The 25,472-nt window shown below is 64.7% G+C and carries 24 protein-coding genes and 1 tRNA gene; 18 read left to right on the forward strand and 7 right to left on the reverse strand.

The window, feature by feature from the left end; translation table 11 throughout:
- The first annotated feature begins 23 nt into the window (after positions 1-23).
- The 11 genes from ACWGS9_RS06870 (at position 24) to ACWGS9_RS06920 (ending at position 11,908) form a co-directional block, all read left to right on the forward strand.
- Positions 24-716: a glutathione S-transferase family protein gene (locus ACWGS9_RS06870; RefSeq protein ID WP_112098156.1), complete on the forward strand. Its 693-nt coding sequence runs from the start codon at positions 24-26 to the stop codon at positions 714-716.
- The gene (gene queG / locus ACWGS9_RS06875) at positions 697-1,848 is read left to right on the forward strand and encodes a tRNA epoxyqueuosine(34) reductase QueG (RefSeq protein WP_454504515.1); all 1,152 of its coding nucleotides are present in this window, start codon (positions 697-699) and stop codon (positions 1,846-1,848) included. Before ACWGS9_RS06870 ends, queG begins: the two co-directional genes overlap by 20 nt.
- A gap of 13 nt (positions 1,849-1,861) precedes the next feature.
- Positions 1,862-2,764, forward strand: a complete 903-nt coding sequence (locus ACWGS9_RS06880; RefSeq protein ID WP_454504516.1) for an SDR family oxidoreductase — start codon at positions 1,862-1,864, stop codon at positions 2,762-2,764.
- A 137-nt stretch (positions 2,765-2,901) separates the two neighbouring features.
- Entirely contained in the window at positions 2,902-3,984 is a 1,083-nt protein-coding gene (gene mepA / locus ACWGS9_RS06885) for a penicillin-insensitive murein endopeptidase (protein WP_454504517.1), read from the forward strand.
- 312 nt (positions 3,985-4,296) lie between these two features.
- A complete protein-coding gene (locus ACWGS9_RS06890; RefSeq protein WP_454504518.1) occupies positions 4,297-5,316 on the forward strand; it encodes a glucokinase in 1,020 nt (339 codons plus the stop codon).
- A gap of 390 nt (positions 5,317-5,706) precedes the next feature.
- Complete coding sequence (locus ACWGS9_RS06895; protein ID WP_454504519.1) at positions 5,707-7,578, forward strand: ABC transporter ATP-binding protein; 1,872 nt, start codon at positions 5,707-5,709, stop codon at positions 7,576-7,578.
- Entirely contained in the window at positions 7,575-8,396 is an 822-nt protein-coding gene (dapB, locus tag ACWGS9_RS06900; protein ID WP_454504520.1) for a 4-hydroxy-tetrahydrodipicolinate reductase, read from the forward strand. Before ACWGS9_RS06895 ends, dapB begins: the two co-directional genes overlap by 4 nt.
- 90 nt (positions 8,397-8,486) lie before the next feature.
- On the forward strand, positions 8,487-9,107 hold the full coding sequence (locus tag ACWGS9_RS06905; RefSeq protein WP_454504521.1) for a 2,3-bisphosphoglycerate-dependent phosphoglycerate mutase: 621 nt from the start codon (positions 8,487-8,489) through the stop codon (positions 9,105-9,107).
- A gap of 325 nt (positions 9,108-9,432) precedes the next feature.
- A tRNA-Leu gene (locus ACWGS9_RS06910) sits at positions 9,433-9,517 on the forward strand.
- Between the two features lie 304 nt (positions 9,518-9,821).
- On the forward strand, positions 9,822-11,516 hold the full coding sequence (locus ACWGS9_RS06915; protein ID WP_454504522.1) for an FAD-dependent oxidoreductase: 1,695 nt from the start codon (positions 9,822-9,824) through the stop codon (positions 11,514-11,516).
- 86 nt (positions 11,517-11,602) lie between these two features.
- Complete coding sequence (locus ACWGS9_RS06920; RefSeq protein ID WP_454504523.1) at positions 11,603-11,908, forward strand: UBP-type zinc finger domain-containing protein; 306 nt, start codon at positions 11,603-11,605, stop codon at positions 11,906-11,908.
- 142 nt (positions 11,909-12,050) lie between these two features.
- On the opposite strand, the gene ACWGS9_RS06925 is transcribed toward ACWGS9_RS06920, so the two are convergent.
- The 3 genes from ACWGS9_RS06925 to ACWGS9_RS06935 all read right to left on the reverse strand — a co-directional run bounded on the left by ACWGS9_RS06925 (position 12,051) and on the right by ACWGS9_RS06935 (position 14,812).
- On the reverse strand, positions 12,051-12,227 hold the full coding sequence (locus ACWGS9_RS06925) for a hypothetical protein (RefSeq protein WP_454504524.1): 177 nt from the start codon (positions 12,225-12,227) through the stop codon (positions 12,051-12,053).
- A gap of 525 nt (positions 12,228-12,752) precedes the next feature.
- On the reverse strand, positions 12,753-13,559 hold the full coding sequence (locus tag ACWGS9_RS06930) for a maleate cis-trans isomerase family protein (RefSeq protein ID WP_454504525.1): 807 nt from the start codon (positions 13,557-13,559) through the stop codon (positions 12,753-12,755).
- A gap of 11 nt (positions 13,560-13,570) precedes the next feature.
- Positions 13,571-14,812, reverse strand: a complete 1,242-nt coding sequence (locus tag ACWGS9_RS06935) for a D-amino acid dehydrogenase (RefSeq protein WP_454504526.1) — start codon at positions 14,810-14,812, stop codon at positions 13,571-13,573.
- A gap of 260 nt (positions 14,813-15,072) precedes the next feature.
- On the opposite strand from ACWGS9_RS06935, the gene ACWGS9_RS06940 reads away from it, so the two are divergent.
- Positions 15,073-15,360: a GIY-YIG nuclease family protein gene (locus ACWGS9_RS06940; protein WP_454504527.1), complete on the forward strand. Its 288-nt coding sequence runs from the start codon at positions 15,073-15,075 to the stop codon at positions 15,358-15,360.
- A gap of 158 nt (positions 15,361-15,518) precedes the next feature.
- Here the strand turns inward: ACWGS9_RS06940 and ACWGS9_RS06945 are convergent, their stop codons facing one another.
- From ACWGS9_RS06945 to ACWGS9_RS06955, 3 genes are all read right to left on the reverse strand, one after another.
- Complete coding sequence (locus tag ACWGS9_RS06945; protein ID WP_454504528.1) at positions 15,519-16,688, reverse strand: trans-sulfuration enzyme family protein; 1,170 nt, start codon at positions 16,686-16,688, stop codon at positions 15,519-15,521.
- Entirely contained in the window at positions 16,685-18,121 is a 1,437-nt protein-coding gene (locus tag ACWGS9_RS06950) for a pyridoxal-phosphate dependent enzyme (protein ID WP_454504529.1), read from the reverse strand. Before ACWGS9_RS06950 ends, ACWGS9_RS06945 begins: the two co-directional genes overlap by 4 nt.
- 283 nt (positions 18,122-18,404) lie before the next feature.
- Positions 18,405-19,745: an FAD/NAD(P)-binding protein gene (locus ACWGS9_RS06955; protein WP_454504530.1), complete on the reverse strand. Its 1,341-nt coding sequence runs from the start codon at positions 19,743-19,745 to the stop codon at positions 18,405-18,407.
- Positions 19,746-20,224: 479 nt separating this feature from the next.
- Between ACWGS9_RS06955 and ACWGS9_RS06960 the strand changes: the two genes are divergently transcribed.
- Together ACWGS9_RS06960 and ACWGS9_RS06965 are read left to right on the forward strand one after the other, a co-directional pair.
- Positions 20,225-20,410, forward strand: coding sequence for a hypothetical protein (locus ACWGS9_RS06960; protein WP_454504531.1), 186 nt, complete (start codon positions 20,225-20,227; stop codon positions 20,408-20,410).
- Positions 20,411-20,459: 49 nt separating this feature from the next.
- Entirely contained in the window at positions 20,460-21,383 is a 924-nt protein-coding gene (locus ACWGS9_RS06965) for a TauD/TfdA dioxygenase family protein (RefSeq protein WP_454504532.1), read from the forward strand.
- A 64-nt stretch (positions 21,384-21,447) separates the two neighbouring features.
- Here the strand turns inward: ACWGS9_RS06965 and ACWGS9_RS06970 are convergent, their stop codons facing one another.
- A complete protein-coding gene (locus ACWGS9_RS06970; RefSeq protein WP_454504533.1) occupies positions 21,448-21,633 on the reverse strand; it encodes a hypothetical protein in 186 nt (61 codons plus the stop codon).
- Positions 21,634-21,942: 309 nt separating this feature from the next.
- On the opposite strand from ACWGS9_RS06970, the gene ACWGS9_RS06975 reads away from it, so the two are divergent.
- The 4 genes from ACWGS9_RS06975 to ACWGS9_RS06990 all read left to right on the forward strand — a co-directional run bounded on the left by ACWGS9_RS06975 (position 21,943) and on the right by ACWGS9_RS06990 (position 25,301).
- Complete coding sequence (locus ACWGS9_RS06975) at positions 21,943-22,305, forward strand: septal ring lytic transglycosylase RlpA family protein (protein WP_320215790.1); 363 nt, start codon at positions 21,943-21,945, stop codon at positions 22,303-22,305.
- Between the two features lie 372 nt (positions 22,306-22,677).
- Complete coding sequence (locus ACWGS9_RS06980) at positions 22,678-23,955, forward strand: polyhydroxyalkanoate depolymerase (protein WP_454504534.1); 1,278 nt, start codon at positions 22,678-22,680, stop codon at positions 23,953-23,955.
- Positions 23,956-24,145: 190 nt separating this feature from the next.
- Positions 24,146-24,763 carry a transglutaminase-like cysteine peptidase gene (locus ACWGS9_RS06985; protein WP_454504535.1) on the forward strand — a complete coding sequence of 206 codons (618 nt, stop codon included), beginning with the start codon at positions 24,146-24,148 and terminating at the stop codon, positions 24,761-24,763.
- A 289-nt stretch (positions 24,764-25,052) separates the two neighbouring features.
- A complete protein-coding gene (locus tag ACWGS9_RS06990) occupies positions 25,053-25,301 on the forward strand; it encodes a hypothetical protein (protein ID WP_454504536.1) in 249 nt (82 codons plus the stop codon).
- The last annotated feature ends 171 nt before the right edge of the window (positions 25,302-25,472 follow it).

Consider the following 25,472-nt stretch of genomic DNA (forward strand, 5'->3'; position numbering starts at 1 on the left):
GTGCGCCCTATTATCGCGGAACCATGCTGACGCTTTTCCATCATCCTATGTTCGCCACCTGCCGGTTCGTGCGCCTCGCCTTTGGCGAGTACGGCGAGGAGCTGGCGCTGATCGAGGAAAAGCCGTGGACCAGGCGCAAGGAGTTCCTGGCGCTGAACCCGGCCGGCACGCTGCCGATCCTGCTTGCCGAAGGCGACGTGCCGATCGTCGGCGCCATGGTGATCGCCGAATATCTCGACGAGACGCGCGGCGTCTTGAAGCGCGACAAGCGGTTGTTCGCCGAGGACCCGATGCAGCGCGCCGAAATCCGCCGGCTGACCGACTGGTATCTGAGCAAAGCCGAAAGCGAGGTCACCCGCCACCTGGTGCGCGAGCGCGTGCTGAAGCCTGTCATGCCCGAAACCGCCGGCGGCGGCTCGCCGGACTCGGCGGCGATCCGCGCCGCCCGCGCCAACATCCGCCAGCACATGAAATACACCAACTGGCTGGCCGGCACTCGCCATTGGCTGGCCGGCAGCAAGGTGACCTATGCCGACCTTGCGGCCGCCGCGACGCTTTCGGTGCTCGATTACCTCGGCGAGATCGATTGGCGCGAGCACACCGCCGCGCGCGAGTGGTACACGCGCGTCAAATCGCGGCCGTCGTTTCGGCCGCTGCTTTCCGACCGGGTGCGCGGCCTGTCGCCGGTATCGCATTATGCGGACCTCGACTTCTGAAAACTTACGCACGCTGATCGACGCCGAGGCGCGCCGCGCCGGCTTCGAGGCGGTCGCCGTGACCCGGCCGGACGCGATCCCGCTGGCGCCGGCAAGGCTGGCGGAATTCATATCCGACGGTTTCCATGGCTCGATGGAGTGGATCGCCGAGACGGTTCAGCGGCGAGCCGAACCCTCGACGCTGTGGCCGGAGGTCCGCTCGATCGTCGTATTGGCCATGAATTACGGCCCGGACCATGATCCGCGCGGTATCCTCGCAAAGCGCGACCGCGGCGCGATCTCGGTCTATGCGCAAAACCGCGACTATCACGATGTGATGAAGGGCCGGCTCAAGGAGATCGCCGGCAAGATCGTCGCGCGCGCCGGCGGCGACGTGAAGGTGTTCGTCGATACGGCGCCGGTCATGGAAAAACCGCTGGCGGAGGCGGCGGGGCTCGGCTGGCAGGGCAAGCACACCAATCTCGTCAGCCGCGCGCATGGTTCGTGGCTGTTCCTCGGCACGATCTTCACCACGGCGGAGCTGGAGCCCGATCGAGCGGAGATCGACCATTGCGGCTCCTGCCGCGCCTGCCTCGACGTCTGCCCGACCGATGCTTTCCCCGCGCCTTACCGGCTCGATGCGCGGCGCTGCATCTCCTACCTCACCATCGAGAACAAGGGGCCGATCCCGCGCGAATTCCGCGAAAAGATCGGCAACCGCATCTATGGCTGCGACGATTGCCTCGCCGCCTGCCCTTGGAACAAGTTCGCCAGTGCGGCGTCCGAGGCGAAGCTTGCCGCGCGTGACGATCTTCGCGAGCCGCCGCTTTCGGAACTGCTCGCGCTCGACGCCGCGGCGTTCCGCGCTTTGTTCTCCGGCTCTCCGGTCAAGCGCATCGGCCGCGATCGTTTTATCCGCAACGTCCTGATCGCCGCCGGAAATTCGGGCGACTCTTCGGTTGCACCTATCGTGCGTGGTCTGCTTGGCGACGCCTCGCCGCTGGTGCGGGGTGCGGCAATCTGGGCCCTGTCGCGACTGCTCCCGGATCGCGAATTTGGCGACCTTGCCGCTGCGGCTTCGAAGACCGAAACCGATGCGGTGGTCCGAGAGGAATGGCTGGCGGCACCGGCCGATTCCGTGAAGGCCGATTAATGGGGGTTCATCGATGGGCGAAAGACGCTTCTTCATCTTCGGCGCCGGCTATTCCGGCAGGGCTTTCGCGCTGACCAACGGGCAGCGCACGCCGGTCTTCGGGACGACCCGGACGCCGGAAAAGTTCGAAGCGCTGAGATCGGCCGGCATCGAGCCCCTGCAATTTGATGGCGCGCTGTCGCCGGACCTTGGCAATGCGCTTGCAAAGACGACCCATCTCATCGTCTCGATCGCCCCCGACGAAGCCGGCGACCCGGTGCTCAACGTCGCCGGCGACGCGCTCAAGGCAAACATGCCGGCACTGGAGTGGATCGGCTATCTCTCCACCGTTGGCGTCTATGGCGACCATGGCGGCGCCTGGGTGGACGAGACCAGCGCGTGCCGGCCGGTGTCGAAGCGCTCGGTGATGCGGGTGGCGGCCGAACAGGAATGGCTGAAGCTTGGCCGTGAGATCGGCAACCCGGTAGCGATCCTGCGGCTATCCGGAATCTACGGGCCAGGCCGCAACGCGCTGGCCAACCTCGATGATGGCACGGCACGGCGGCTGGTCAAGCCCGGCCAGGTGTTCAACCGCATCCATTGCGACGACATCGCCGGCGCGCTCCGGCTTCTGGCCGAAAACAATCTCGGCGGGATCTTCAACGTCACCGATGACGAGCCGGCGCCGCCGCAGGATGTCGTCGCCTATGCCGCAGGGCTGATGGGCGTCGAGCCGCCGCCTGAAATTCCCTTCGAGACCGCCCAACTTTCGCCCATGGCGCGTTCTTTCTATGGCGAGAACAAGCGCGTCGCCAACAAGGCGATCAAGGCGGCCGGCTATCGCTTCCGGTTCCCGGATTACCGGGTGGCGCTGGAGCGGATGTGGGCCGACGGCAACTGGCGGGACGGAGAACCCCGCAGCCCGATGAAAGGATGATGCCGAAAAGTGTGAAGCGGTTTTCGGACGACATCATCCTTCTTGATTTAGAGCCGCATGATCGAAGCGGCGTGCACGCCATGATATGATTCGCACCCGAAGCGTGTCGTCGCGCCACTGGAGAGGGACCCGACCTGATGAATCTGCGATCGCTGCCCGACAGGAAACCGTTCCTGACCGCCGCGCTTGCGGTAATGACGCTCGCTGCGCTGGCGGCCGCCGCGATTTCGGCCGAACCGCGCGCCAAGGATCTGTTCGGCGCCAAGAAACTGCCGGCGGTGGTACCCGCGCAATCCTTCGGCTTCTACTCCAAGGGCTGCTTCGCCGGCGGCGTTGCCTTGCCGATGGACGGGCCGACCTGGGAAGTGATGCGCCCCTCGCGCAACCGCCGCTGGGGCCATCCGGCCATGATTTCGCTGATCGAGAAACTGTCGCGCGACGCCGTTGCCGACGGCTGGCCGGGTCTTTTGATCGGCGACATTTCGCAACCGCGCGGCGGCCCGATGATGACCGGCCATGCCTCGCATCAGATCGGACTGGATGCTGACATCTGGCTGACGGCGATGCCGGGGCGTCCGCTGACGTTTGCCGAGCGCGAGTCGATGAGCGCCACGCTGATGGTCGACGAAAAGACGCATCTGGTGAGGGACGCGCTGTGGACGCCGCAGCACACCAGGCTGCTCAAGCGCGCGGCGAGCTATCCGGAGGTCGAGCGCATCCTGGTCAATCCCGGCATCAAGAAGAAGCTTTGCGACACCGTCACCGGCGACCGCTCCTGGCTGCGCAAGATCCGGCCGTTCTGGGGCCATGACTATCACTTCCATATGCGCATCGGCTGCCAGCCCGGCTCGCCCGATTGCAAGCGCCAAGAGGCGACGCCAACGGACGACGGCTGCGGCAAGCCGCTCGCCTGGTGGTTCACCGAGGAGCCCTGGCGGCCGAACAAGAACCCGGATGCGCCCAAGGCGCGCGACCTGCTGACGATGGCCAATTTGCCGAGAGAGTGCCAGGCGGTGCTCGCCGCGTCGGATGCGCCGTCGCTGGCGGCCGTGACCTACCAGGGCGGCAGCGCCGCCGCGGTCGCCGTGGCCGAACCGCAGCCAACCGAGCCGGCTGAGACGATCTCCGAAAGCGGCGCGGCGCTTCCGGCGGCGGCCAGCGCTTTTGCTCCGACGCCGAAAATCGGCATTCCGCTGCCAAGGCCAAGGCCGGGAAACTGAGGTTCTTGCCAAATCGTGCGGTCGCCGAGACGTCCAATTGTCGATGGCGGTGCTGCCCCTCATCGCCCTGCCGGGCACTTCTCCCCGTATAAGTGACGGGGAGAAGGGGCTGGCCGCAATCTCGGCGCCCTTCTTGCAACGTCGGTGATTGGCGAAACCGGCGATGGCAGGCAGGTGAGGGGCGGCGCAAACGTTGAAAACGTGGCTAGGCCGGAATTCAAGCCTGAAGCGAAGCCGCTTTCCCTTTGCAAGGCCATGCGCTAGTCAACGAACAAACAGCGGCAGACAGCCCGAACGGGGTCGAACGAGAAAATGCCAGGCGAGAACGAGACAGCGCTGCGGTTTCCGATCCTGATCGGCGACATTGGCGGCACCAATGCGCGCTTCTCGATCGTGCTCGACGCCAATTCGGAAGCGACCGAGCCGCAAATCGTCCAGACCGCCAATTTCGCCACCATCGACGAGGCGATCCAGGCGGCGGTGCTCGACCGCTCGTCCATCCGGCCGAATTCGGCGGTGCTGGCGGTGGCGGGCCCGGTCGACGGCGACGAGATCCGTCTCACCAATTGCCCCTGGGTGGTCAAGCCGCACCAGATGTTTGCCAATCTCGGCCTGAGCGAGGTCGTGGTGCTCAACGATTTCGAGGCGCAGGCGCTGGCGGTGGTGGCGCTGGGCGAAGAGCATATGGAAAAGATCGGCGGCGGCACCCCGGAAGGCAATGCGGGCCGCGTCGTGCTCGGGCCCGGAACCGGGCTCGGCGTCGCCGGGCTGATCTACGCGCTCAATCGCTGGATCCCGGTGCCGGGCGAGGGCGGGCATATGGATATCGGCCCGCGCACGCCGCGCGACTTCGAAGTGTTTCCGCATATCGATAAGCTGGAAGGCCGCATCTCCGGCGAGCAGATCCTGTGCGGCCGCGGGCTGGTCAATGTCTACCGCGCCGTGGCCAAGGCCGATGCCAGGCCGGCGCCCTTCACCACGCCGGCCGAGGTCACCGCGGCGGCGCTTTCGAAATCCGACCCGGTGGCCGAGGAAGCGCTGGCGCTGTTCGTCACCTGCCTCGGCCGCACTGCCGGCGACCTGGCGCTGGTGTTCATGAGCCGCGGCGGTGTCTTCCTGACCGGCGGCATCGCGCAGAAAATCGTGCCGGCGCTGAAAGCCGGCAATTTCCGCGCCGCCTTCGAGGACAAGGCGCCGCACAGCGCGCTGATGCGCGAAATGCCGGTCTATGTCATCACCCATCCGCTGGCGGCGCTGCTTGGGCTCGCCGCCTATGCCAGGACGCCTTCGCTGTTCGGCGTGCAGACGGCGGGGCGGCACTGGCGGGCATGAGGCCGGGGCGCAGCGGTGGACCGTTGAAATCGGCCCTGCTTCGTCATTGCAGGGCGAAGCAGGAGCGAAGCTCCGTCGCGAAGACCCTGGAATCCATGCCGCGACCTTGATCGAAGGTTGCAGCGGAGCAGAATGCTGCACCGCAGAAGCGCTCGTGCCTCGCGGCATGGATCCTCGGGTCTGCGCCGCGTCGCTACGCTCCTTGCTCCGCCCGTGGATGACGAAGCGATGGGCGTTTCAGCCAATCTCCAACCTGTGCGCTTTTGGGTCAGGCCCCAGGCCGCGAGTGATCCGCGACGAAGTTTCGCCATAGGCAAGCCGTAGCCGGGGCGCTAAGAGGGGTGCCGAAACGCAGCCCCGTCTCCCGAAAACCCACGAAGCGCTTCCGATTTGACATTTCAGAATCCAAACAAGCAAAAGGCTCGACCCGGCGAGGTTTCGGCGGTGCTGCGCCGCATCGTCGCCGAGAACGGCTATGACCATCGCTGGTCCTATGTGGTCGTCATCGTCTGCTCGCTGCTGGTTTCGGGCGCGACCGCCTTCTCGGCCTGGGTCATGGCCCCGATGGTCAACGAGATCTTCTACGAACGGCGCGGCGACGCGGTGGTGTGGATCTGCGCCGGCTTCATGGGCGCCTTCCTGGTACGCGGCTTCGCCGGCTACGGCCAGGCGATAGCCTTGGCCACGATCGGCAACAATCTGGTGGCCCGCTACCAGAAGCGCACCTTCGACCATCTGATGAAGCTCGGCGTCAATTTCTTCAACGACACGCGTTCCGGCCGCCTGGCGGCGCAGCTGGACGAGAATGTCGGCGGCATCCGCGATCTCCTGTCGCTGACATTGATTTCGATCACCCGCGACGCCGTGACCCTGGTCGGCCTCGTCGGCCTGATGGTCTATCAGGATCCGGTGTTGTCGCTCAGTTCGCTGCTGATCGGGCCGCCGCTGATCTGGGCCGTCGTCTACATCACAAGCCGGGTGCGTAAGATCAACCGGGAATCCGTGCTGATCAACTCGCGGCTGAGCGGGTCGGTGCAGGAGGCCACGCAAGGCATCGCCATCGTCAAGGCCTTCACCATGGAGGACGAGCTGGCGCGCCGCATCGGCATCATGGCCGACACCGCCGAGCAGCGCAGCAACAAGATCGCGCGCGTCTCGGAGCGGCTGTCGCCGATTTCGGACATTCTGGCCGGTTTCGCCGTTACGGCCGTCATCGCCTATTCCGGTTATCGGGCGCTCGTGCTGGGCCAGCCGCCGGGCGCGGTGTTTTCCTTCATCACCGCGCTGATCCTGGCCTATGACCCGGCACGGCGCCTGGCCCGCATGCAGGTGACGATGGAACGCGCGCTGGTCAATGCGCGCATGATCTACGAGTTGCTCGATCTCGAGCCGAAGCAGGGCGACGCACCCGACGCGGTCGAGGCGAAGATCACCACCGGCGAGGTGCGCTTCAACAATGTGACCTTCGGCTACAGCGCCGACATGCCGGTGCTGAGGGACCTGAGCTTCACCGCGGCCGCCGGCAAGGTGACAGCGATCGTCGGCGCCTCGGGCGCGGGCAAGTCGACGCTGGTGGCGCTGTTGCAGCGCTTCTACGACGTCGACCAGGGCAGCATCGAAGTCGACGGCCAGGACATCTCCAAGGTGACGAAGCGATCGCTGCGCCAATCGATCGCCTATGTCTCGCAGGCGCCCTATCTGTTCGAAGGCACGATCCGCGACAACATCCGCTACGGCCGGCTCTCGGCCACCGATGCCGAGATCGAGCAGGCGGCGCGCCAGGCCGCCGCCGACGAGTTCATCCGCCAGCAGCCGCAGGGCTACGACACGCCGGTCGGCGAAAACGGCGCCACACTGTCCGGCGGCCAGCGCCAGCGCGTCTCGATCGCCCGCGCCATCGTGCGCCAGGCGCCGATCCTGTTGCTCGACGAGGCAACCTCGGCGCTCGACAATGAAGCGGAGGCGCGCGTCCAGGAAGCGCTCACCCATGTCATGGAAGGCCGCACCACCATCGTCATCGCGCACAGGCTGTCGACCGTGGTCAATGCCGACCGCATCATCGTGCTGGAAGAGGGCCGGCTGGTCGAGGACGGCACGCATGTGACGCTGATGGCCGATCCGCACAGCATCTATGCCCGTTTCCACCGGATACAGGGCAAGAAGGGGCTGGGGCTTGTCGACGACGTCAAGGCAAGCCAGACTTCGGGCCAAACTCCGGCGCCGCGCAGCCGCGCCAAGAAGACCGTCAGGAGAAGCGCATGAGTGAATCCGGCGATATGGGCCTGGTGGTGGTGGGCGCAGCCGGCCGCATGGGCCAGACGCTGATCCGCGCCATCCACACCATGCCCGGCGCGCGCGTCGCCGCCGCGATCGAGCGGGCAGGCTCGGCCCATCTCGGCAAGGATGCCGGCGAGCTCGCCGGCATCGGCATCATCAACGTGCCGATCGTCGACGATCCGCTGCCGGCCTTCGCCAAGGCCGACGGCGTGCTCGATTTCACCGCACCCGCGGCAAGCGTCGAATTCGCCGGCTATGCCGCGCAGGCGCGCATCGTCCATGTCATCGGCACCACAGGCTGCTCTGCCGACGACGATGCCAGGATTGCCGCCGCGGCGCGCCACGCCACGATCGTCAAATCCGGCAATATGAGCCTCGGCGTCAATCTTCTGGCGGTGCTGGTCGAGCAGGCCGCGAAGGCGCTCGACGCCGACGATTTCGATATCGAGATCCTGGAAATGCATCACCGGCACAAGGTCGACGCGCCGTCCGGCACGGCACTGCTGCTCGGCCAGGCGGCGGCGAAAGGGCGCGGCATCGATCTTTCCGACAACAGCGTGCGGGTGCGCGACGGCCATACCGGCGTGCGCAAGACCGGCTCCATCGGCTTCGCGACGCTGCGCGGCGGCTCCGTCGTCGGCGACCACAGCGTGGTCCTTGCCGGCACCGGCGAACGCATCACGCTTTCCCACCATGCCGAGGACCGGGCGATCTTCGCGCGCGGCGCCGTCAAGGCAGCGCTCTGGGCGCGCGGCAAGAAGCCCGGGCTTTATTCCATGCGAGACGTGCTCGGCCTGAGCTGAGGCGGGCTTTTTCTTACGCAGTTCCGGACGGAAAACCGCTACACACTTTTCCTGGAATTGCTCAAATCCAACCATCCTGAAGGAGCAGACATGTCGGGAACTCTCGTGCTCGTGCGCCACGGCCAGAGCGAATGGAATCTGAAGAACCTGTTCACCGGCTGGCGCGACGTCGACCTGACCGAGCAGGGCAACGCCGAGGCGCTTGCCGCCGGCCAGAAGCTCAAGGCGCGCGGTCTGAAATTCGACATCGCCTACACCTCGGCGCTGATCAGGGCGCAGAAGACCTGCCAGCACATTCTCGACGTCGTCGGCCAGAGCGATCTGAAAACGATCCGCGACCAGGCGCTCAACGAGCGCGACTATGGCGACCTCTCCGGGCTCAACAAGGATGATGCGCGCAAGAAATGGGGCGAGGAGCAGGTGCATATCTGGCGCCGTTCCTACGACATCGCGCCACCCGGCGGCGAAAGCCTGAAGGACACCGGCGCGCGGGTGTGGCCCTATTACCTGCACGACGTGCAGCCGCATGTGCTGCGCGGGCAGACCGTGCTCGTCGCCGCGCACGGCAATTCGCTGCGCGCGCTGATCATGGCGCTGGACGGCAAGTCGGGCGAAGAGATCGTCAAGCTCGAGCTCGGCACCGGCGTGCCGGTGATCTACAAGCTCAACGCCGATTCCACGGTGGCGTCGAAGGACGTGCTGGAGGGGTGAGGGGTCTCTTCTTCCGACTGCGCTCGGGGTGAGTGGCAGTCTCGAGACAGTCGCTTCAGGTTTGAATTCCATCCGACCAGCGTTGGCGCTGCCCCTCACCTGCCTGCCGGCATCCTCTCCCCGTATAGTGACGGGGAGAGGGAGGCTCCGTCGCCGGTTTCGCCAATCGCCAGCGTTGCAAGAAGAGCACCGACGCGGCGGCCAGCCACTTCTCCCCGCCACTATACGGGGAGAAGTGCCCGGCAGGGCGATGAGGGGCAGTGCCGACATCGACAAAAAAGCGCGTTGACACATATCGTTTGCCCGCTTACATGAGCGCCCACCAGCCCAGATGGCGGAATTGGTAGACGCGCACGGTTCAGGTCCGTGTTCCGCAAGGAGTGGAGGTTCGAGTCCTCTTCTGGGCACCATCCTTTGCTCTTCGAGCTTCGGATGGCAGGCCATCCCGGAGTTCAAAGAGCAAAGGGGTCGCCATTCATCCCGACTGCCAACGGGATGCAAGCCTCGACGTTCGAGATTGGCGTTCCAGAATTCTGCTTCCGCTGCATTCTCCGGCCAAGGTCACGGCATGGATCCTCGGGTCTGCACCGCGTCGCTTCGCTCCTTGCTCCGCCCGTGGATGACGAACGGATGGGCGCCTTTGCGACCTCCCCTTCCGGCCAGTCCCCCAACAAAGCGCTTCAAACCCGCCGCCCCGGGCGCTACGGTCCCGCCATGGCCCAAACCGTCAGCCCGACCATCGCCGCCCGTCGCGACCAGATGTTTCCCGTCCTTGCCGATGCGGATATCGATCGCATGCGCCGCTTCGGCGAGCAGCGCGCCTATGCCGCCGGCGATCACATCGTGACGGCCGGCACGGTTTCGCCCGGGCTGATCGTCATCCTGTCGGGCAAGGTCGATATCACCCAGGCCGGCGGGCTCGGCGCTGAACCGATCATCACCTATGGCCCGGGCAATTTCGTCGGCGAGCTGGCGCAGCTTTCGAGCCGGCCGTCGCTGGTCAACGCCGAGGCGGCCTCGCCGGTCGAGGCCGTCGTCATCCCCTCGCAACGGCTGCGCGACCTGATGGTGCAGGAGGCAAATCTCGGCGAGCGCGTCATGCGGGCGCTGATCCTGCGCCGCGTCGGCCTGCTCGAAAGCGGCGCCAGCGGGCCGGTCGTCATCGGGCCGCCGGGCAACGGCGACGTCTTGCGGCTTCAGGGTTTTTTGCGGCGCAGCGGACTGCCGCACCGGGCGCTCGATTCCGACACCGATCCTTGCGCCAAGACGCTGATCGAGCGTTTCCATGTCGACCCGCACCATCTGCCGATCGTGCTCTGCCCGAACGGCAAGCTGATGCACAATCCGGGCGAAACCGAGCTTGCCAGATGCATCGGCCTGCTGCGGCCGGTCGATGCCGACAAGGTCTATGACGTGGCGATCGTCGGCGCAGGGCCGGCGGGGCTGGCGGCGGCCGTCTATGCGGCGTCCGAGGGGCTGTCGACCATCGTGCTCGACTGTCGCGCCTTCGGCGGACAGGCGGGGGCGTCGGCGCGCATCGAAAACTATCTCGGCTTCCCGACCGGCATCACCGGCATGGCGCTGATGGCGCGCGCCTATAACCAGGCGCAGAAATTCGGCGTCGAGATGGTGATCCCCGACGAGGCGAAGCTGCTCGACGACGCCGATAACGGTGCCCGCTACCAGCTTGCCATCGGCGATGGCGAAACGGTGCGCACGCGCGCCGTGGTGATCGCCAGCGGGGCGCGCTACCGCCGCCTCGATATCGCCAATCTGGCGCAGTTCGAGGGCACGTCGGTGCATTACTGGGCCTCGCCGATCGAGGCGCGACTTTGCCAGGACCAGGAAGTGGCGCTAGTCGGCGCCGGCAATTCGGCCGGCCAGGCGGCCGTCTATCTGGCCAGCCAGGTGCGCAAGGTGACGCTTCTGGCGCGCCGCGACAGCCTCGACGCCACCATGTCGCGCTATCTGGTCGAGCGCATCAAGGCGCAGCCGAACATCGAGGTGCTGACCGAGACCGAGGTCGCGGCGCTGGAAGGCCATGAGGGCAATCTCGACCGCCTGCGCTGGCGCAACCGGGCGACCGGCGAGGAGACGACGCGCGCCATCCACCATCTCTTCCTGTTCATCGGCGCCGACCCGAACACCGACTGGCTGGCGAATTGCAACGTAGCGCTCGACGCGAAGGGTTTCGTGCGCACCGGACCGGACGCGGCGCCGGGACGAGGGCTGATGGAAACGAGCCGAGATGGCGTGTATGCAATCGGCGACGTGCGCTGCGGCTCGACCAAGCGGGTCGCGGCCGCCGTCGGCGAAGGCGCGCAGGTGGTCGCGGCACTGCATGCCTATCTCGCGCGGAACGGCGGCCAGGGCGTCGACAGCCATAGAGCAATTCCAGAAAAAGTGTGAGCGGTTAGGTTCGGCGGTTTCGCCGTAGCCTTCCGTTCGGAATTGCGTGAAACAAAGTGAGAGCCCGAACCGGCGAGGACCCCGTAATGGACGAATGCAGGCACACCAAGGACATCCAAAAGGTCACGCCGAGCGCGCTCGGCTGCGAGGAATGCCTGAAGAGCGGTTCCTGGTGGGTGCATCTGAGGCTCTGCCGCAGCTGCGGCCATGTCGGCTGTTGCGACGACTCGCCCAACCGCCACGCCACCAAGCATTTTCAGGCCACGCAGCATCCGGTCATCGAGGGCTACGATCCGCCGGAAGGCTGGGCATGGTGCTATCTCGATGAAGTGTTCATCGACCTCGGCGACGACATCACACCGCAGAACGGCCCGATCCCGAGGTTTGTTTGAGCGCGTTCCGCAGCCAGACTTCCAGTCGCCTGCTAAAGCGCGTCGCGCTGAACCGGATTCAGGCGACGCGTTTTAACTCTTTGTTTTGATGCATGTCGTTGTCCCAGAACCGCTGCACTTCTGGGCGACATGCATTAGGCCTTTAACGCACCGAGCCCGTAACGGTTCGATCGACGGCATTGGGGTCGCGGTCCTTGCCGGCGAGCGCGCCGATGATCAGCAGACTGATGACAACCGGGACAAACAGGATGGCGACGCGCGCCTGCACATAAAAGATGGCGCGCCATTCATTTCGCTTTTCAGGGCTGTCGTTCATCATGCTCGCTCGGTCTGCGCCTCCCCGGGCGGGACATAGAGACGAAGCGTTAAACAACCCCTTCCGATTCGGTTAACGTGGGACGATCTGCTATCGTGAGATCCATGAAACGCGCCTTTCCAGACGAGCCTCTCTTCGGAAAGACAGTTAAGATCCGTAGGTTAGGTCTCGCCGGAGGTTTATGCGGAATTCCTGGCGGTGCTCGATGCGCCGGCCAAACCAACGGGAAACTGTTCAAGCTAATGAACCTTCCACCACCCTGGGAGAGCAAATGAAGTCGCTGGCTGCCCCAGGCCAGTCGCATATGGCAGCGCTGCCCCCTCTCCGGCCGCTACGCGGCCACCTCTCCCCCACTTTGTGGGGGCGAGGAACCAAGTTTGCGAGGGTCGCGGCCTCCGCGATTGGCGTTTCCTCTCCCCCATGAAATGGGGGAGAGGTGGCTCGGCGAAGCCGAGACGAAGAGGGGGAGCGCCCTGTGCGATTGCCCTCTGGATGCGCAAACGCTCCATTCTCGACGACCGGTGCGCATCAGCTGGCAGGCAACGCGAACAGCCGGCCGCCGGCCGGCACGACGTCGTCGATGCCGGCGAGCCGCAGGCAGTGCCAGGCCATGGCGTGATTCGAGGAGGTGACGGGGATGCCGATGCGCCGTTCCAGCTCGGCCACCGCCTCGGCGACGCGCAGGCTGGTGCAGGAGATGAAGATCGCCTCCACTCCGGGCACGGCAGCCATCGTCTCGGCCGCTACCTCGATCGAGGCGAGCGAGATGCGGGCGGCCTCGCGGTCGTCGCGCCGGTCGAAGGTGGCGACGGCGGCGATATCGAGGCCACGCCCGGTGAAATAGCGGACCAGGCCCTGGTTGATCTCGGGCGCGTAGGGCGTGAGCAGCCCAATGCCCTTGACGCCGAGCGCCTTGAAGGCGGCTAAAGCGCCGGTGACCGGCGTGGTGCAGGCGACGCCCGGCCGCGCCTTCCTGATCTCGGCGAAGACGGCTTCCTCGCCGAGCGTCATGGTCGCCGAGGTGCAGCCGAAGCCGACGACGTCGAGCGGGATGCTGGGCAGGATGAGGTCGACGGTGGGCGCGATGCGCGGCCCCATGGCGCGCAGCGTTTCGGGCGTGATGTCGTTGTCGTTGAAGAGGCGCGCCTCGTAGAAGGCGACGCCCGGAATGCGCACCAGCGCGCGGAATTCATGTTCCAGCGTCTGGTCGGTGGCCAGGATCGCCAGTCCGATCGCCGCGCGCGAGGCAAGGCCGCCGTCGATCTCGGATGGCAGCACGCCGAGGTCAAGAGTCTTGACGGCGGCAGGGATAGAGGCGGCGAGTCCGGCAGACATGGCGTTCCCTTTCAGTTCAAAAGACCTTCCATCGAAATAGAAGGCTTACGGCCGGCGATCAGGTCGGCGGTGATACGGGCCGAGCCATGCGACATGGTCCAGCCGATATGGCCGTGCCCGGTGTTGAGATAGAGGTTGCGCAATTGCCGCAGGCCGAATTCGGGCAAATTGTTGGGCGTCATCGGCCGCAGGCCCGCCCACATCTCGGCGCGGTCGTAATCGGCGCCTTCGGGATAAAGCTCCTCGGTCACGCCCTTCATGAAGGCGAAATCGGCCGGCTTGTGGCTGGTGTCGTAGCCGGCGAATTCCGCCGTGGCGGTGACGCGCAACCGATCGCCGAAGCGCGACACGGCGACCAGATTGTGCTCGTCGATCGCCGCGATGGTCGGCGGGCGCGGCCGGTTGCCGATCGGAATGGTCAGCGAATAGCCCTTGATCGGATAGATCGGCAGCCTGATGCCGACCGTGCTTGCGATCAGCGGGCTGTAGGAGCCGAGCGCCAGCACATAGGCGTCGCCCTTGAAGCTGCCCTTGTCGGTCAGCAGCTGAGCGACGCCGTCTCCGGACGCCTCGATGCCGGTGATGGTGGTGCCGGTGCGGATCTCGCCGCCGCGCTCGATCACCCTGGCGGCAAGCGCCCGGGTGAATTTCGCCGGGTCGCCGGTCTCGTCGGTCGGGCAATGGATACCGCCGGCAATTTTTTCCTGTGCGGAAGCCAATGACGGGTCGAGCGCGACGATGGCGCCGCGGTCGAGCACCTTGATCAGCTGGCCGTCGGATTCGAGCAGCCGCATATGCTCCACGCCTTTGTCGAGCGCCTGCTGGCTGCGATAGAAATAGAGGATGCCGCGCTCGTTGCGATCGTAGTCAATCGCCTCGTCGGCGACGACTTCGCGCAGGACCGATTGCGAATAGACGGCGAGCCGATGCTTGAGCAGCGTGTTGCGCCGGGCCTTGTCGGCCGTGCATTCCATCAGGAACAGCCATGACCAGCTGTAGAGCCGGGGATCGGCCGAGAGCCTGAAGCGCAGCGCCTGGTCCTTCAGCACCAGCGATTTCAACAGGATCATCGGCGCCCTGGGCGACGACCAGACGAAGGAATGCCCCGGCGCGATCATGCCGGCATTGCCCCAGCTGGTCTCGGCAGCGACTTGGCGCTGGCGCTCGAGGATGACGACCTCGTGCCCGTCCTTCTGCAGCTGATAGGCGGTGGTGACGCCGACAACGCCGCCACCCAACACGATCACGCGCATGGCGCCTCCGGAGATCGCAAGCCGGGGTAGTTTAGAGTGTGTATCGCGGTCTGCAATGGCACACATACAGACATGTCGGCGGGACAGCGCCCCCCCCTCTCGTGGGCAGGACAATCGCAAATGGCGTATCCTTCGTCATTCTAGGGCGGAGCAAGGAGCGAAGCGACGCGCGCAGACCCTAGAATCCATGCCGTGACACGGGCCGTAAGATGCAGCGCTGCAGAATGGCTACTTGCAGCACCGCCATCTAACATCAATCGATGACAGGCTATGTCTACATGACCGCAAGCCAGAAAGGCGGCACGATCTATATCGGTGTCACCAACGACCTTGCTCGTCGGATGCCCGAGCACAAGACCGGCCAAGGCTCCAGCTTCACCAGCCGTTACGGCGTGCAGCGTCTGGTCTGGTACGAGGAGTATTTCGACATCGCCGACGCCATTCAACGTGAGACGTCATTGAAGCGCTGGCCACGCCAATGGAAGATCGAACTCATCGAGGAAAACAATCCGGAATGGTTCGAGCTCTTTCGCGGAACTGGCTGGTGAGCGTTCTGGACCGCGGCGCCTCTCAACCGCCACGGCATGGATTCTAGGGTCTGCGCGCGTCGCTTCGCTCCTTGCTCCGCCCTAGAATGACGAGGGATCGGCTAGCGAGACGGAGGGGGGCGCGAAGGATCACTACGATGACGAGTATCTACGAATTCTTAGGTCTGCAACGCTTGCCCCAGATCCGCGATCAGATCATCCCCATCCTCGATCCCGCAGGACAGCCGCACCAGCGAATCGGTGATGCCGATTGCGCCGCGCTTCTCCGCCGGGATCGAGCCGTGCGTCATCAGCGCCGGGTGCTCGATCAGGCTTTCGACGCCGCCCAAGCTCTCGGCCAGTGTGAACAGCTGGGTGCGTTCGAGGAAGCGCTTGGTGCCGGCGAGGTCGCGGTCGAGGTCGACCGAGATCATACCGCCGAAGGCGTGCATCTGGCGCTTGGCGATCTCGTGCTGCGGGTGGCTGGCGAGGCCGGGATAGATGACGCGGCGTACGTCTTTTCGCGCTTCCAGCCATTGCGCGATCTTGAGGCCGTTCGAGGAGTGGCGCTCCATCCTGAGCGCCAGGGTCTTGATGCCGCGCAGCGCCAGGAAACTGTCGAACGGGCCGGAGATGGCGCCGATGGCGTTCTGCAGGAATTTCAGCTGGGCAGCGAGGTCCTTGTTGTCGCCGACGACCGCCACGCCGCCGACCATGTCGGAATGGCCGTTCAGGTATTTCGTCGTCGAGTGCACGACGATGTCGATGCCGAGCTCCAGCGGCCGCTGGATGTAGGGGCTGCAAAACGTGTTGTCGGCGACGGTGATCAGCCCCTTGCGCTTGGCCAGCGCCGCGATGCCTTCGAGATCGACGACCCGCAGCAGCGGATTGGTCGGCGTTTCGACCCAGAGCAGCTTTGTTTCGGGGCGGATGGCCGCCTCGACTGCCGCAAGGTCGGTGAAGTCGGCAAAACTCACCTGGAGGCCGGACGAGCGCTTGCGCACCCGCTCCATCAGCCGGAAGGAGCCGCCATAGATGTCGTCGGTGGCCACGACATGGGCGCCGGCGTCGAAGAGTTCGAGCACGGTGCCGATCGCCGCCAGGCCCGAGGCGAAGGCGAAGGCGGCAGTGCCGCTTTCGAGGTCGGCCACGGCTCGCTCGAAGGCAAAGCGCGTCGGGTTCTGGCTGCGGGCATATTCAAAGCCCTTGTGCACGCCGGGCGACTGCTGGCCGTAGGTGGAGGTGGCGTAGATCGGCACCATCACCGCGCCGGTCAGCGGATCGTGGCTCTGGCCGCCATGGATGGTGCGGGTGGAAAAGGCCAGGCGGTTCTTGCCGGTTGACGTCATTTTGCGCGGCGCCTCAGATGGTTGATCAGGTCGATACGGGTTATCAGGCCGATGAATTCCTCGCCATCGAAGATGATAGCGACCTCGTTGCGGTCGAAGACCGGCAGCAGCGCATCGAGCGTCTGATTGGCCTGCAGCGTGTGCAGGTTCGAGGTCATGGCCGAGCGCACCGGACCGTTGAAGCGGTCCCAGCGGCCGTCATAGGGGCCGTCGACCTTGGCTAAAATATCGCTCTCGTCGACGATGCCGACCAGTCTGCCCTCGTCCAGCACCGGCAATTGCGAGACATCGGAGCGGCGCATGCGGCCATAGGCGTTGAGCAGGCTCTCATCGGGACCGACATAGACGATGTCGCCGGTGCGCGGCGAGCGCACCACCAGATCGCGCAGGTCGCCATGCTGTTCCTGGTCCGCGAGGCCCTGCTCGGCCAGCCAGATATCGTCGAACACCTTGGACAGATATTTGTTGCCGCTGTCGCAGACGAAGGTGACGACGCGCTTCGGCATCGTCTGCTCGCGGCAATAGCGAAGTGCTGCCGACAAAAGCGTGCCTGAGGACGAGCCGGCCAGGATGCCTTCGCGCGACAGCAGATCGCGCACAGCCAGCATGCTCTGCTTGTCGGTGATGGAGTAGGCCTTTTTCACCAGCGACAGGTCGGCGTTGGGCGGCACGAAATCCTCGCCGATGCCTTCGACCGTCCAACTGCCGGCCTCCTCCATCTTGCCGGTCTTGATCAGCGGCGCCAGCACCGAGCCGACCGGATCGGCGAGCACCATCTCGGTCTTCGGCGAATGTTTCGCAAAATAGCGGCCGAGGCCGGTGAGCGTGCCGCCGGAGCCGACGCCGACCACCACCGCGTCGACATCGCCGTCGAGCTGCGAAAAGATTTCCGGACCGGTGGTGGTTTCATGCGCCAGCGGGTTGGCCGGATTGGCGAACTGGTTGGCATAGAAGGCGCCGGGCAATTCGGCGGCGATCTTCTCGGCCATGTCCTGGTAATATTCGGGATGGCCCTTGCCGACATCGGAGCGGGTCATGCGCACCTCGGCGCCAAGCGCGCGCAGATGCTGGATCTTTTCGCGCGACATCTTGTCGGGCACGACGAGGATGATGCGGTAGCCCTTCGGGATGCCGACCTGGGCGAGACCGAGGCCGGTGTTGCCGGCGGTGGCCTCGATTATTGCGCCGCCGCGTTTCAGCCGGCCATCCTTCTCGGCCGCCGCGATCATCGACAGCGCGATGCGATCCTTGATCGAGCCGCCGGGATTCTGGCTCTCGAGCTTGATGAACAGGCGGCATTTGCCGGTGTCGAATTTGGTCAGCTCGACGATCGGTGTCTGGCCGATCAGGTCGAGCACCGAAGCGTAAGGCGGGCGCAAACGGGACAGATTGGTGTCCGCGCCGCCGGGCGCCGGTTGTCTCTGCTCGATCATCTCAGATGCTCCGTGGAAGCAGTTCGATGCGGGTCTTCGCAATCTCGCGCAGGATGCCGCCGGAATCCATTCCGGTTTCGCGGATCGCGCGCTCGTCTTTTCCAGCCCTTTTCATCAGGAAAGAAGATAGATCGTGCCAATCCGGCGGCGAGTGGAGGAATGGAATTTCAGGCGGGTGGCCGTAAACCTTGGATGTCGAGTTCCTTCACACCCCCTCTGCCCTGCCGGGCAGAGGGGGGTGCTGTCCCGCCAGCGTTTCAATATCTCGCTACAGCAAGCGTAATCACCCCAGCAGCAGCTTGCCGAGCTTGGCGCACTGAACGCGGATATCCGGAATGGCGTCGATCTCGAAGAAGGTGCCGCGCGTCAGCGGCCCGACGGCGAGCAGCTTCGACGAGACCGTGCCGTCGGCCGCGACCAGTTCGCATTTGGCGGTGACGTCGAGGCCGAGGCGCAGCGGGTCCGGGCGCGCCAGGCCGCGCTCGACCAGCGAGCGCACGACGCCGTTCGACGTCCTCGATATGTCGCGCGCGATGCCCATGCAGTCATAGATGCGCTCGACATCGAGGGTCTCCACATCCTGCGTGCCGCGCGGCTGGATTTTCACCACGAAGCCATCGTTCGGCTGGATGTCCACGATCCGGCCGGCGACGAGGCGCAGTCGACCTGACCCGACTGCCTCGGTGACGCGCCGATAGACTTCCGGCGCCATGCGATGGCGATGGATGTCCCACCAGGCCTTGGTGTGCTCGACGAAGCGGCGCTTCGCCGAAGACGGCCAGTTCTGCCAGATGGCCTGGTTGAAGGGCCTCAGGCCGTCGACCACGTCGCGCCAGTCGCCGCCGGCCTTCTGGGTTTCGCGGATCAAATTGCGGAACCAGCCGACGAAATAGGAAAGCTCTGTGCCGAGCGGAATGTCGGCGACATCGAGCTTGATCGGGTTGCCCTTGCGGTGCGGCGACGGCAACAGGCCGCGCCGCGATACCGCGACGATCTTGCCGCGATGGCCGCGCTGTACGAGCGACAGGAAAGCGTCGACCATGCTCAGGCCCGTGCCGAGCAACAGAACGGGGGCTTCAGGATCGAGCGCGCTGTCGGCTTCCGTTCCCATGCGGATGGCCTGGCCCTGGAAGGCGCCGGGCTGTTCGTCATGACCGGTGGCCAAAACGGCAAGATGGGCGACGACGCTGGTGCCGTTGGCCAAGGCGACCTCGACGCCCGCCGGCGTCGGCGAGATCGACAGGCTCTCCTCGCTGATCAGCCGGAGGCGGCCTGTCTCGCGCTCGCGTTCCTCGAGGCCGTCGAGCAGTTCCTGCAGATAGCGGGCATAAAGGCTGCGCGGCGCATAGAACGGACCCTGGTCGGGCTTGGCGAGGCCGCGCTCGAGCACCCAGCGCGCGAAATGGGTGGGGTCGTCGGCATAGGCGCTCATGCCGGAGGCATTGACGTTGAGCACATGCGCCGAAAGCAGCGTCGAATAGGCCATGCCCTGGCCGAAATGCGGCCGCTTCTCGATCAGCGTGACGCGCAGGTCCGGATTGGGCGACTTCAACAGATGCGCCGCCAGCACGACGCCGCTGGCGCCGCCGCCGACAATGATGATGGAGTTGCCGCGTCCAACCATGGTTGCGAGCCGGAAACCTGACGGAGCGGTCAGCGCGCGGCGACCGCCGCCGGCGGCCTCGGCCGCCGGCCACGAACGATCGCCCGAATGGTCCTCAGAAGGTTGCGCATCGTTCTCTCACTCCCAATGTTGATAAGATTACTATACTAACCACTCCGCACACGAAACCGGGTTTCCAATTGCTGGAGCTTTTGAAGCATGGATTTACCCGGATGGCGTGACAGGAGGATTTCTCATTCGCCGGGGTGCTCGTGAGAGGGCCGTCCATACATGACGACAGAGACGGCGGCTCAGCTAGTCTCCTCCGGCGATCGCTCCGGCCCCGCCAAGCCGCGGCGACCACCCTTTTGCGCCCTTTCCGCCGATACTGGGCGACACTTTTCCAACAAAGCCGGCTTGCTTGGAAGGATTTAACTCTACAAACCCGATAGAATTAACCGACGATAGAAAGGCAATCCGGTTTCTCAGCGAGCCTTTCAATGACCCATTCCACCGCGGTGCTGTTTTCCCATGTCGGCACATGGCTGTTGCGTCTGCCGCCGAACGACAGGCGACCCGAGGGCGAACCGAGATCGCCGACGCCGGTGCATTTTGCCGGCGAGCGCGATCGCCTGCCGCCGCGCGACGAAAGCTTCTACTGGGCTTGGCAGTACTGGTCGCAGTGATCGATCCGCAGCCCCGCCTTTTCCCCGAAGACCAACCAGGAGAGACCTCATGAGCAACCCAGTCCTTGTCGACCAGATCGCGACCGATGCCGTTCCCTTGACAGCCCGCGTCGGAGCGGAAATCGGGGGCATTCGCCTCGGCGCCAGCCTGTCGGATGCCACCATCGCATCGATCAACCAGCTGCTTTTGAAGCACAAGGTCGTCTTCTTCCGCGGCCAGGACCATCTCGACGATTCAGAGCATGAACTGTTCGCGCGGCGTCTGGGCGATCTCGTGCCTCATCCGACGCAAGGACCGGTGGCGGGCACCGCTTCGATCCTCAATCTCGATTCCAGCCGCGGCGGCGGCCGCGCCGACCAGTGGCACACGGACGTCACCTTCGTGGACGCCTATCCGAAGTTCTCGGTGCTGCGCGGCGTCGTCATTCCCGCGGCCGGAGGTGACACGATCTGGTCCAACACGCATGCCGCCTATGAAAGCCTGCCGGCGCCGCTCAAGCGGCTGGCAGAGAACCTCTGGGCGATCCACAGCAATGCCTATGATTACGCCGCGGTCCGTCCCCGCGCCTCGGCCGAGGAAAGGAAGCATTTCGAGGAGGTCTTCACCTCGACCGTCTACGAAACCGAGCATCCCGTCGTGCGCGTGCATCCGGAGACCGGCGAGCGGTCGCTGCTCTTAGGCAATTTCGTCCATCGCTTCGTCGGCCTGTCGAAGAGCGATTCCGCAAAACTCTACGAGCTGTTCCAAAGCTATGTGACCACGCCGGAGAATACTGTCCGGTGGCGGTGGCAGGCTGGAGACGTCGCCATCTGGGACAACCGGGCCACCCAGCATTACGCGGTCAACGATTATGGCAGCGAGCACCGGATCGTGCGCCGCGCCACCGTCGACGGCGACGTGCCGGTCAGCGTCGACGGTCGCCGCAGCGTCACCCACGTCAAATCGGCCAAGCCGGCGGCAAAGGCCGCCTGAACGCAACCGGGCGCCGTCCGTCCAGCGGACTCGCGGCGCCCGCCTTCTCTGCGCAGCCGGCAGGTCAGACGCGCGAGCGGTTCGCCCAGTAGAGCCCGACGACGCCGACCAGCATGGTGACGAGCCCGATATAGAGCCACTGCGTCTGGCCGGTCATGAAGCTGCCCTTGATGAGGCCGAGGCCCTGCAGCGACCACAGCGCACCGATGCCGAGCACAATCAGCGCCAGCACAAACCTGATCAATCGCATCGGTTAGACCCTCTCCGAAAGTCGATCCTGAACAGCAATAGGGACGCAACAAAAGACGCGGAGGAACCGAAGCAGTTCCGTTCCCCTCTACTTGAATCTTGAGGACCGATCTTGCCCGGAACGTCCAGGATATCGGTCCGATATTCATTGAGAATACGCCTGACCGGCGCCGGAAATATCATGACAAACTGTTTCCTGGCGACTCCAAACGTGTGCCGTCGCCATGGAACCGCCAGACGGTTGCCGCATTTCCTGCCTCATTCGGCACATATCGGCGGGGTCTATCTCTAACGGAGCCCTCCCCAAAGCATGAAGAAAACCAACCAGACCGCGCTTGTCGCGGTGACGATCGCGGCTGGCCTGATGGCTGGCGCCTCTTCCGCCTCCTCCGCCGCCGCGCAGTGCGGCCGCGCTTCCTGGTATGCGCTGCATTCCAGGACCGCCTCGGGGGAACGCATGAACCCCTCGGCATTGACTGCCGCCCATCGCACCTTGCCGTTCGGCACCAAGCTCAGGGTCACCAACAAGGACAACGGCCGCAGCGTCGTCGTGCGCATCAACGATCGCGGCCCCTTCGTGAAGGGTCGCGTGCTCGATCTCTCTCGTGGCGCCGCCGGCCAGCTCGGCTTCATCGGTTCGGGTCACACCGCCGTCTGCATGGCGCGCGTCTAGAGCTCTTTGTCTGGACGCAATTCCGGACGGAAGGTTACGGCGAAAGCGCCGAACTTAACCGCTCACACTTTTCGTGGAATTGCTCCAAGCCGTCTATCTGTCGGATCATGATCCAACGCGGACCCGAGGTTCAGGATCATGGCCTGGCGTCCGGCATGAGGGGCCGGACACATATCCTTCACACTTCTGCGGCGCACATTGAGCCGGCTCGGCCGCTCGTGGCTGTTTTTCAACAGGTTGAACGAAAGAAGCATTCGTCAGACAAAATGACGTATTGCATCGCAACAATATCTTGCTAACCTCGCTGCGAGACATTCAAGGCTCGGCGCTGTTCGTCGTCCTTTCGGTCGTCGGACGGCAGCGGGGTTCTCGATGTTCTACCAGCTCTACGAATTGAACCATGCGGCGCTGCAACCCGCGCGCCTTTACGCCGACGCCGTGCGGCTGTTTTATTCGAACCCGCTCAATCCGATCTCCCACACCCCTTTTGGCCGCTCCGTCGCGGCGACAGCCGAACTCTTCGAGCGCACCACCCGCCGCTACGGCAAGCCGCGATTCGGCCTGGAAAACACCGTGGTCGACTGGAAGAGCGTCGGCGTCACGGAAAAGACCGTCTGGTCGAAGCCGTTCTGCAACCTCATCCGTTTCGAACGCGCGCTGCCCGCCGGCCGCAAGCCCGACCCGAAGCTTTTGATCGTTGCGCCGATGTCGGGCCATTACGCGACGCTGCTGCGCGGCACGGTCGAGGCGATGCTGCCTCACGCGGATGTGCACATCACCGACTGGGTCGATGCCCGCATGGTGCCGGTGGCGCAAGGCAGCTTCGATCTCGACGACTATATCGACTATGTCATCGAGATGTTCCATGCGCTCGGCCCCGACACGCATGTGATGGCGGTGTGCCAGCCTTCCGTACCGGTGCTGGCGGCTGTGGCGCTGATGGAAAAGCGCGGCGATCCCTTCGTGCCCTCGACCATGACGCTGATGGGCGGCCCGATCGACACGCGCCGCAACCCGACGGCGGTCAATCTGCTTGCCGAGGAAAAGGGCATCGCCTGGTTCCGCGACAATGTCATCATGCAGGCGCCGTGGCCTGTGCCGGGCTTCGGCCGCGCGGTCTATCCCGGCTTCCTGCAGCTCTCGGGCTTCATGAGCATGAATCTCGACCGCCACATCATCGCCCACAAGGACTTCTTCATGCACCTTGTGAAAAACGACGGCGACAACGCCGAAAAGCATCGCGACTTTTATGACGAGTATCTGGCGGTGATGGACCTGGCGGCGGAATTCTACCTGCAGACGGTCGACACCGTGTTCGTGCGTCACGCTTTGCCGAAGGGCGAGATGATGCATCGCGGCGAGCCGGTCGATCCGAGGGCGATCCGCAACGTCGCGCTGCTGACCATAGAGGGCGAGAACGACGACATTTCCGGCCTCGGCCAAACCCAGGCCGCGCACGACATTTGCGTCAATATCCCGGCCGACAAGAAAGCCCATTACATGCAGCCGGCGGTCGGCCATTACGGCGTCTTCAACGGCTCACGCTTCCGCTCGGAAATCGTGCCGCGCATCGCCGACTTCATTTCCAGCTATGGCCGCCAGCACCGGGTGGCGGTAAAGCCGAAACTGGTCCGTTCCGCCAAAAGCTGATTGCTGGAGCCAGATCCGGTTCTGCCGCCACCCCGGCAGCCCTCCGTGTTGCGCCGCCGCCTCTGTTGCGAAAGTGCCGCTGTGGGATCGCCCAGGTAACCATGCCGTCAAACTAGCCGTCGTCTCTAATTGACACGGACTGTAAATCGCCTTTAACGTTTCGTTAAGAAAGAACAGGGCGGCGGGGACAATGACTTCCTCAGCGATGACGCGGATTCTGCGTTTGTGTGCAGTCGCAGGGCTGGCGATCTCTGCGCATTGGGCGGTGCCCGCCTGGGCGGCCGGCGCGATGGCCACGGGCGGCCTGACCTCGCAGCCGATCGGCCACTATGATTTCTGCAAATCGCATCCGAGCGAATGCAACATCCGTCCGGCCGATCTGGCGCCGGCCAAGATGACGGACGGCCTGTGGCGCAGGCTGGTCAGCGTGACCGCCAGGGTCAACGCCGCCGTCAAGCCGATGAGCGACCTCGACAATTACGGCAAGGACGAAGTCTGGACCTATCCGGACAATGGCTACGGCGATTGCGAGGACTATGTGCTGGAGAAGCGCCGCGAGCTCTACCGCATGGGCATGTCGCTCGCCGATCTCTTGATCACCGTCGTGCGCAAGCCTGACGGCGAGGGCCATTCCGTTTTGACGGTGCGCACCGACAGAGGCGACTACGTGCTCGACAATCTGACCGACAAGGTCAAAGCCTGGGATGCGACCGGCTACCGCTTCCTCAAGCGGCAGGCGATCGACAACACCGGCCGCTGGGTCTCGATCCGCGACGGCCAGGCAGTGCTGGTCGGCTCCGTGCAGTAGGCGAAAGCCTCGGCTCACCCGGCTTCGTCATCCCAGGGCGAAGCAAGGAGAGTAACGACGCAGCGCAGACCCTGGGATCCATGCCGTGACCTTCGAGCGCCTCCGCGGTCCAGAATTCTGTGTCGTTGCGCCCTTCGGCGAAGTTTTCGGCATGGATCCTCGGGTCTGCGCGTCCGCTTCACCCGTGGATGACGACGTCGCCGAAATTTTTTCGCACAACTCCATGAACCGTTTCCGTCCGGCGAGCGACACACAGCCGTGAACAGAAACCCAACCATGGAGAATTCAAATGACTGCTTTCCTGCGAAACACCCTGCTTGCCGCCGTCGCGATATCGGCCCTGACCGGCTCGGCCCTGGCGGACCAGACCGTCAAAAGCTGCGCCAAGACCAATCTCAATGACCTGTGGAGCGGTCGCTGCTGCAACGTCGGCACCGAGAATTGCCTGGGCGGCGGTAACGGTGGCCGCGACCATCACGGCAATGGCGGCCGCGGCAGCAACAACGGCGGCAGCACCAACGGCGTCGGCAAGTACTGATCGGCTGGCACGTCTTCAGATCAGGCAAGCCCAAGCACCGACGGCCAAGAGCGGTGCTGGAGTGGCAGCAGGCGAAACCTCGGCTCACGCGGCTTCGTCATCAACTCTGAGGAATGGCGGCGTCTCTGAGCCTAGCGTTTAGGGTGACGACGATCTTTCGCATGACCGCGG

Source organism: Mesorhizobium sp. Arg314 (assembly GCF_053714275.1).